Source organism: Streptomyces anandii JCM 4720, assembly GCF_014650655.1.
GTDB lineage: Bacteria > Actinomycetota > Actinomycetes > Streptomycetales > Streptomycetaceae > Streptomyces > Streptomyces anandii.
This window is the reverse complement of the sequence record NZ_BMVJ01000033.1, coordinates 36,105-44,309: the sequence shown is the minus strand read 5'-3', so window position 1 is coordinate 44,309 and position 8,205 is coordinate 36,105. Positions and strand designations below refer to the sequence as shown.

At 69.3% G+C, this 8,205-nt stretch carries 9 protein-coding genes and 1 pseudogene; 5 read left to right on the top strand and 5 right to left on the bottom strand.

What is annotated here, in order from left to right; genetic code table 11:
- The first annotated feature begins 185 nt into the window (after positions 1-185).
- A complete protein-coding gene (locus IE249_RS33365) occupies positions 186-458 on the top strand; it encodes a DUF4190 domain-containing protein (RefSeq protein ID WP_189710914.1) in 273 nt (90 codons plus the stop codon).
- A gap of 129 nt (positions 459-587) precedes the next feature.
- Here the strand turns inward: IE249_RS33365 and IE249_RS33360 are convergent, their stop codons facing one another.
- The 5 genes from IE249_RS33360 to IE249_RS33340 form a co-directional block, all read right to left on the bottom strand.
- Entirely contained in the window at positions 588-1,937 is a 1,350-nt protein-coding gene (locus IE249_RS33360) for an oxygenase MpaB family protein (protein WP_189710912.1), read from the bottom strand.
- A gap of 158 nt (positions 1,938-2,095) precedes the next feature.
- Positions 2,096-2,851, bottom strand: a complete 756-nt coding sequence (gene uppS, locus IE249_RS33355) for a polyprenyl diphosphate synthase (protein WP_268249737.1) — start codon at positions 2,849-2,851, stop codon at positions 2,096-2,098.
- A gap of 315 nt (positions 2,852-3,166) precedes the next feature.
- Complete coding sequence (locus IE249_RS33350) at positions 3,167-3,520, bottom strand: peptidoglycan-binding domain-containing protein (protein ID WP_189710908.1); 354 nt, start codon at positions 3,518-3,520, stop codon at positions 3,167-3,169.
- A gap of 1,061 nt (positions 3,521-4,581) precedes the next feature.
- Entirely contained in the window at positions 4,582-4,758 is a 177-nt protein-coding gene (locus IE249_RS33345) for an FKBP-type peptidyl-prolyl cis-trans isomerase (protein ID WP_189710906.1), read from the bottom strand.
- The gene (locus tag IE249_RS33340; RefSeq protein WP_373304525.1) at positions 4,755-5,426 is read right to left on the bottom strand and encodes an FKBP-type peptidyl-prolyl cis-trans isomerase; all 672 of its coding nucleotides are present in this window, start codon (positions 5,424-5,426) and stop codon (positions 4,755-4,757) included. The genes IE249_RS33345 and IE249_RS33340 overlap by 4 nt, the downstream gene beginning before the upstream one ends.
- 3 nt (positions 5,427-5,429) lie before the next feature.
- Here IE249_RS33340 and IE249_RS33335 point away from each other — a divergent pair, with 3 nt between their 5' ends.
- The 4 genes and pseudogenes from IE249_RS33335 to IE249_RS39330 form a co-directional block, all read left to right on the top strand.
- Positions 5,430-5,723 carry a hypothetical protein gene (locus tag IE249_RS33335; RefSeq protein ID WP_189710902.1) on the top strand — a complete coding sequence of 98 codons (294 nt, stop codon included), beginning with the start codon at positions 5,430-5,432 and terminating at the stop codon, positions 5,721-5,723.
- A gap of 132 nt (positions 5,724-5,855) precedes the next feature.
- Positions 5,856-6,023, top strand: coding sequence for a hypothetical protein (locus IE249_RS33330; RefSeq protein WP_189710900.1), 168 nt, complete (start codon positions 5,856-5,858; stop codon positions 6,021-6,023).
- An 898-nt stretch (positions 6,024-6,921) separates the two neighbouring features.
- Positions 6,922-7,500: a sigma-70 family RNA polymerase sigma factor gene (locus tag IE249_RS33320; RefSeq protein ID WP_229859826.1), complete on the top strand. Its 579-nt coding sequence runs from the start codon at positions 6,922-6,924 to the stop codon at positions 7,498-7,500.
- A pseudogene (locus IE249_RS39330) lies at positions 7,500-8,205 on the top strand (hypothetical protein); the annotation flags it as partial. The gene IE249_RS33320 and the pseudogene IE249_RS39330, both read left to right, overlap by 1 nt.

Here is an 8,205-nt window from a genome sequence, read left to right as displayed (position 1 = left end):
AGGGTCATCCGCTCCGCCACCCGCACTGCGCGAACCGCCTTGTCCGGGCCCCACAGGCGAACCACTCCCAAGGTGGCAGACCGCTTGCTCGCGCGTCCCGTAGGCATAGGCCGACCGTGTCGGGCAATCAGGAGGGAACTGAAGGAGAACAAGAGAAGTCAACCGTGACAGTTTGGGAGATTCCGATGTCGTTCTACGGCGAAACTGGTGCGCGCAGGGCGAGCCGGACGAGCGGCCTGGCGATCGCGGGACTGGTCTGCGGCATCGTCGGTCTGTTCTTCCTGCCGATCATCCTGGGGCCGCTGGCCGTCGTCTTCGGTGCCGTGGCGTTGCGTCAGACCGGCTCGGCGATGGCGAAGTGGGACATCGGCCTGGGAGTGGTCGACATCGCCCTCATGATCGTGATGTTCGTCGTCGCCGCCAACAACGGAGGCGCCTTCACCTGGCACGTCGGCTGACCTGTGCCCGTCCTGGCCACGGGCAGGAGTCCGTGCGCCGCGCCGGGGGGATAACGGGCCGGACCCGAGAGGCGCCGTCCCCCCTGCTCGGGTCTCAGCCGCAATGGGCCGGGTGCGCGGGCGGCGATGTCAGGCCTCGGCGAGGAGCGGGTCGTAGGGGCTGGTGCGGTGCCGGCCGGTCATGAAGGACAGGAAGTCCTTGATGAACGCGCTGCGCGTGTAGGCCGTCTCCGTGCCGGCTGTGTCCCGTTGGAAGGCGGTGCGGAACAGGGTGCGGTATTCGTCGGCGTCGATGATCTCGTTGCCGTCTTTGTCGGTGGCGTCGAAGAGGACCTCGGCGACTTTGATCAGTGCCGGTCCGGCCAGGGAAGCAGCGGCCGCGGCGTACTCCTCGGCGCTGATGCGGCCGTCGCCGTCGGTGTCGAGGGCGCTCTGCAGTTCCCGCCACCAGTCGGCGAAGGCGTTGTAGAGCTGGGTCTCTTCGGGTTCGTCCAGGTCGAGGCGGCTGGACAACTCGCGGGCCATGGCCGCGAGATCGGGCCAGTCCAGCCAGCCGTTGCCGGTCTGGTCCAGTACCTCCTGGAAGAACTCTTCCGCGCTGCGCTGCGTCGCCCCCTGTGCGGTGGGCGTGGGTTCCGGCGGCAGAGGGCTGATGAGCCGGATGAGGGCGCCGGCCCGGTTCATCGTGTCGCGCAGGGCGTTGATCGACCGGGCTCGGGGATCGTCGCTGTCGGGGGAGAGGGAAAGCAGGTCGGAGATGGTGTCGGCTTGAATCCAGCCGTCGGGCAGCACGCGGGCCAGGCCGACGGCCAGGTAGGCGCCCTGCATCAGGGTCTGTGCGCCCGGCAGCTCAGGCAGCCCTGCCCGCCGGCGGAACGGCTCCGGCAGGGAAGCGACGGTGATCGCTCCGATGACAGGGCCGGCGATGGCGCGGCCGGCCGCCCACAGGGTGGGCAGGCCGTGCAGCAGTGGCGGGGCCGGCAGGTGGTCGAAGAGCTTGTAGAGGATGATGCGCATCGCCTCCGTGTTCTCCAGCTCTTCCTCCACCACCCGGTCGTAGTAATGCCAGAACTCGTGCAAGGACGGCGGCAGGTGACCGGCTTCGTCTCCCAGAGCGGCGAGGAACGCCTGGAACTCCGCGTACAACCGCTCCATGGCCTGTTGCTCGAGGGGCTGTCCGCTCAGTCGGCACATGGTGACGGCACTCTCGAAGAGCGTCGCCACCACCCAGGCGCGCACGTCGGGGTCCATCGCGTCGTAGGGCCGGTCGCGGGCGTCGGCGCCGTTCAGCCGTGCGTGCAAGCGGTTGAGCCGCGCCGCCTCCCGTTGCCGTACGTGGTCGTCGTCGCCGAACATGCGCTGCATGCTCAGGAAGGTGTTGCGCAGCCGCCGCCAGGGGTGTGCCACGAACGTGGAGTTGTCGATCAGGGCGGCGCCGATCTGCGGGTGGGCCGCCTCCAGGACGGTCGCCCGGACCATGGCGAGTGCCCAGCGCGGGTCGTTGAAGAACTCGTGGAACTGTGAGCCGGGTCCGAACAGCGTCGCTGTCCCGCCTTCCGTGTCCGGTCGCCGGGAAGAGCCTTGGCCTTTCGTCCGGCTCGGACCGGTGCTCCCGGGGGTGGCGCTGTCTGCATGGGTCACGGTCGGCGTTCTCCGTCCTGGTGCGGCAGCACGCTGCCGAAGCGGCGATCACGTTGGCGGAAGGTGTGCAGGCATTCAAGGAAGTGCGGTGCGCGGAAGTCGGGCCACAGCACCGGTGGGAAGACCCATTCGGCGTAGGCGACCTGCCAGAGCATGAAGTTGGAGATGCGCTGTTCTCCGGAGGTCCGGATGACCAGGTCGACGTCGGGGGTGTCGGGGAAGGGCAGGTGCGCGGCGAAGCTGTGCTCGTCCACGGCGTCGGCCGGCATGCCGCTGCGGATCAGTGACCGTGCGGCCTCCACGATGTCCCTGCGGCCGCCGTGATCGAACGCGACGGTGAGCGTCATGCCCTGGTTACGGCTGGTGAGAGTCATCAGGTCGGCGAAGTCCCGGGCCAGTGCGACGGGCACTCGCGGATCGGTCGCACCGAGGAAGCGGCAGCGGATGCCGCGCGCGTGCAGCAGCGGGGCATGCTTGCGCACCACGCGGCGCACCAGCCGCATGAGGAAGTCGACCTCCGCGTTCGGTCGGCGCCAGTTCTCGGTGGAGAACGCGTACAGGCTCAGCCATCCGACACCGGCCGAGCGGGCTGCCTCGATGACGTCGATCACCGCCATCTCCGCGGCACGGTGGCCCGAAGTCCGCGGCAGCGAGCGCTGCGCGGCCCACCGCCCATTGCCATCCATCACGCAAGCGACGTGACGTGGCGTCCGGCGCGGCCCCTCGCCGTCCGGACCAAGTGGCTCGGACACCCTGACCACTTGCTGATGTGTCACATCCGCCCCCCCTGCGCCGATGGCGGCTCCTCCTCGCCACGCGAGAGAGCCCGCCCAGTTCCCGCTCCCCAAGGTGCTCCCGCTCAATGCCGTGGCATCGCAGCGACAACGACGCGAGCGCATTGCCCTGCTCGTGTTCCTCTCAGCAGGGTGGCAGCTCACGGCGCCGCCGGGGGCTCCGGCTCCGGCACATCACCCTTGGCGCACCTGTCCGATCCCGTGCCTCCCCGTACGTGGCCGTTCTCCGGCTGAGGTGGAGGGGGAAGTTGCCTGCGTTGCAGCCGGCGAAGATCACTTCGTCCGCAACATGAGGGCGTAGCGGGTGTTGTCCCCGTACACGCCGGTCTCGTCCCCGCGGATGCGGAACCGTTCCTGGAACCGGGCCACAGCCTGCCGGACCTCCATGCCGAAGCGGCCATCGATCGCACCGCCGTCGTAGAGCCCTGGGATCTGGAGCAGACGCACCTGCAACTCGTACACTCCGTGCCCGCTGTCGCCCTGGCGCAGTACCCCGGTGCCCGGGATTTCGGGGAGCGGGGTGTCGTCGGGCAGCGGCCGTTCGGGTTGTTCCTGGGCGGCAGGCGGCGCCGCCGGCTCGGCGTGCTGGTTCGTGAGGAGCGAAGAGGCGAGCAGGAGTCCGCTCACGGCACCCAGTCCGAAGAATCCGGCGGCCCGGGCGTGCCGCCGGTCGGTGAACCGCCGATGTCCTGGGCTTTTCTTCGGCGGCGGCAGCCGTACGGCGTCCGGGCGCGCCGGCGCCTGACGGGACGGGACGTCGAGAGACGCCGTGCGCGGAGCAGGACGTTCCAAGTCGGCCGTCCACGAGGCGTCCGGAGAGGGGCCCGCTCCGCGGCGCACGCCCGCCTGCACGGACCCGGGGCTGGGGCGGGGCGCCGACGGCTCGTTCCGCGTCGGGTTCGCGTCGCTCGCGGTGGGCTGTTTCCCCGCCTCCTGCCGCACGCCGTGCGACCACAGCGGCTGTACCAAGGGGTCCTGCGGAGTACGGCGCACATGACCGGTCCGCGGCGGATTCGCGACGGACCGCGGAACGCCTTGCGGAGGCGCGGGAACCAGGCCCATGGCCCGAGGCCCCATCCGTGGTGTCCGCGGATGTGCGGCCGGAGGCCGGGGAGCCAGTGGAGACGAAAGGACCTCGGCAGGAACCGCTCGGCTGCCGTTCGCGGCCGGTTCGCTGGGACGGGCCAAGGACCACGGCGGGCTCGCCGTTCGCCGGCTCCTGCCCTCCGCGTGGAGCTCGGCGCGCGCGGCGTCAAGGGCGTCCAGGATCGCCTGGAAGGATTCCTGGATCTCCGTCGAGGCGTCACGCTCGGGAGCGGAGTCCGGCTGCGGTTGAGTGCCGTCGCGGTCCATCGGCATTCCTCCTCGACCCGCACCGTAAAGCACCATTTCCTTGTGGAGCGATACGCAGACGGTCCGCATCTGTCTCAACACGCTGATGCGAATGGACAGATGAGGAACGCGGGCCCCTGGTCGAGCGGATCCCCGTCAGCGCGGACAAGCTGGGGCAGGACCGGCGCTTCGACGAGGCCGGGAGGCCGCCGATCCCGACCGCCGTCCTCGCCTGGGGCGTCTCGTCGGGCAACCCCACCCGCTCCGACCGCACACATGAACCTGTGCGCCTCGTGTCGGAGCTCAAGGGCGGGAGCCGGAGCCGGCTTGACCCGCGGCTCCCGTGTCTCGGGGCCCTACACGGTGGCGAGGATGTCGATCACACTCACGAGTACGGCCCCGTCCGGGATGCCCTTCGGGCTGTGGGGACCGAAGGGCTTGTCCGGGGGTATCACCAACAGGAGTCTCGTGCCGACCCGCTGCCCGACCACGGTCTCGTCCCATCCCCTGATGACGTTGCCGCGTCCGATCACGAGGGCAGCGGCCCACCGCCGGCCTGCGAGCTCATCACGAGCCTGGCATCGTCCCGGCCTTGCTGCCAGACGGCCGTGGACTGCTGCAGCACCACCTGCCGGCCCGCCCGTACGACGGGGCCGGGACCGGCCGTGAGGGTCTGCTTCACCAGGCGGCCCGGGGCCTTGCGGTCGGGGACGGCGATGGTCGCGGTGGCCGAACGGCGGTCCACGCGGACCTGCGGCAGCGAATCCGGAACGCCTGCTTGGTCCCCGTCCACGGTGGCGTGCGCGCGGACGATGCTCAGTACGTCGACGACGAAGACCACGGTGTCGGTGCCCTTGACGCCGGACTTGGGGTTGCCGTCGGAACCGTATGCCGCGGCCGGGGGAGCGACCACCAGCACCCGGCTACCGGCGCGCCGCCCCTGCACCGCGCGGTCCAGTGCGGGCAGAGTCGTCGCCCGTCCCAACGGACGAGCAGTGGTCGGCCCCCTTGTCGTACGGGCCGGGCAGTGCGGGAGAAGTGGATCAAGCGAGAGAAACCCGCACGTCTGCCCCGGACACACCCACCTACCTGGGCCAATACCGTCCACGGAGTCCCTTCCGTCCTCACTCCGAGCCGTCGTGACGCAGGTGTCCGAACAGCAGGGCAGGCTGTGCGCGGTGGCGATCGGGGTACACGGCATGGCATGGCATCGATGACCGAACGGATCATGTTCCTGCGCGCCGTGCGGCAGCTGCACCGCATCCGGTCCCTTTACGCCGCGGGCGTCCTGGTATGGGCCGCGTCGGCCGCCTGGACGGGCTGGCAGGCGCCGGGAAGCCGGCAGATGTGGATATCCGTCCTGCTCCTCGCTGTCTTCACCGGCCTCCTCGTCACCGCAGTCCTGTTCCTGCGGCGTCTTCAAGCTCCCGGTGCCGGTCGTCCCGCGCATCACGCGGCCTCCCGCAAAACGGCACGCCCCGGTCACGCCCACGCCTGACCGCTTGTCAGCGGCACCTGCGGCAGGTGCCCGCTTGTCCAGGGCGCCCTCTCAAGGCTGCGCCTCGGCGTCTGTTCGGGCGATGTCAGGGCATACGGGCTTCACCCACCCTTGTGAGAGGAGCTCAATGCCATGCTCGGCATAGTCGCGGCGGTGCTGTTCTTCGTGTCGTTTCTGATCAACGCCGCGGACCTCAGCACGAATCATGTGTTTTCCTCGACGAACGTGATGCTGCTGGGGCTGACCGCTCTGGCCCTGCATGTGGCCGGGATCGGCGCCGGGTGGTCCCGGAGACGTTGATCCACGCCCTGTCCCCTCGGGCTTGGTGACAGCTCGTCACCAAGCCCGAGGTGCGTCTTCGGTCCTCGAACCGGGTGGCTCCAGCGCCGAGGCCGCCCAGGACTTACGGATCTCGCTGTGGCAGTCGGCGACACCCTCGGCACCATCAAGGCCCGTATGTGCGCCCCGACTCTGGCAGCATTGCGCGAGGTGGCGAACCCGCTCGGCTGAGCCGGTACCCGTTGGCCGCCGCACCGCCCGGCCCCCCCGCCCCCGGAGGTTCTGCGCGGAGGCGGTCCGCCCCGGCCGTCCACCGTCTGAGGAGACAGCGCCGATGACCGCCGACACCGCGACCTGGCACAAGAGTGCCGGCATCCTGTGCGAGAACAATTGCGGCATCCAGATCCAGACCGACGGCTGTCGCTTCGCCAAGAGCCGCGGCGACAAGGAACACCGCCGTCCGCGAGATCGCCGCCCGGCTGAAGACCGTCCGCGACACCCACGGCGGCGAATCGATCTTCTTCTACGGCGGCGGCGGACAGGGCGATGCCGGCGGCAGGAGCGGTCGTGGCTCTGCCGGTTTGAGTCCAGAGTTCACGATCATGCCCTCTCCGGACTCTTACTGGGTGACGGGCTTCGCGGAAGACGCGGGGCCGAGACACCTGAAGAGGAAACGCATGGACTCTGCCACGACGACTCTTGCCTCGCTGATCACGGCGAACGCCTGTGCCCTGACGGCCCTCTGGTTGCGCTTACGCTGGCGCACCCGTGGCGAAGAGGTTCGGCGGCAGTCCCTGCTGGGCGTCACCGAGGCGGTGGCGCCAGGCGTTCAGATGGAGCTGGATGACCAGAGCCATGATGGACACCGCATTCGCATGAAGATCACCCGTACCCCGGCTCGCGAGGGAACTGCGGCAGAGTGAGCGACCAAGACCCACTGGACGGCACCGACCTGCCGAGTGCCCCCGCCGCTCGTCGGAGGGATCTCGACGGAGGCCGCGCCGCACCACTCCGGCAGGTGGAAAAGGAATTCTCTGCCTTCTACCGTGAAAATACCCGGCAACTCGTTGGTTTTCTGATCAATCAGGGGGCCGCGGTCTTTGTCGCAGCTGACATTGTTCAGGACACCATGCTCAAGGCATACGAGCACTGGAACCATCTTCGGGAACCTCGGGCCTGGGCGCACACCGTCGCGTCCCGGGAACTGGCCCGCAGGATCGCATCCGTCGAGGAGAATCCGGTCGAGCAGATCCCCGAACCGACCTCGCTGCTCTCTGATCCGGATGCAATCGCGGAATGGGAAGATCGCTACGACTTGCTGCCGCTGCTGCGCAGCCTGCCACCTCGGCAACGGCAGGTCCTGGCCTGGACTCTCGACGGCTTCACGCCCGGCGATATCGCCGCGCAGCTACGGATCACATCGGAGGCTGTGCGAAGCAATCTTCGGAAGGCACGTCGCGCCGCAGCGGCCTACTTGAAAGCGCGAGAGGGGGAATAGTGACCCACCGCGGCGAGCTTGAATTCCACGACCGGACTGTCGACCGCCTTCTCAGCCAGTACGGAGGCGACCTGGCGGCCCGCCTGGACGACGCCCTGGATGTCGAGGCCGGCCTGCGAGAGGCGCTGCTACAGGTCCGCCACGACGCAGCGGTCGATCGTCTCGGCTGGGTGCTCGACGTGGAGGCAGGTCTGAGGGCAGTCCTCCCGCCCCTGCCTCCGCCCTCCCAGACGTCCACTCGCTCCGCCCATCGGGGCAACGACAACCGGTTCGCCTGGCCGGTCGGTGCGTCAGACCGCTTGTCACTGCGCACGAACCCGCACGTCGCGACGGCTTACCGTGCCCTCACCCGCGACATCGTGGTGGACGGAGACTTCCTGACCAGTGATGACGCACGTGACCTGGACCTGGATCTGGTCCGTGCCCTCGCGCACGACTTGGACCGCGCGTTCACCCTCGGCGTGGACGCCGAGCGCGATCGCGGCGGCGATTTCCGACGTGGTCTGGAGCGCGTGCGGTCCCTCAACCTCGCTCTCCGCCTCGACCTCGAGCGCGGCACCGGTCGCGACCGCAACGGAAACCGCAACCACCCCCATGCCATCGCCCGCGATCTCGACCGTGTCCGCGCCATGATCCGCGTCCTCGACCGCATCCGTGCTCGCAGCCGCCGTCAAGGTGCTTCCCTCGGACTCCTGCTTGATCGCG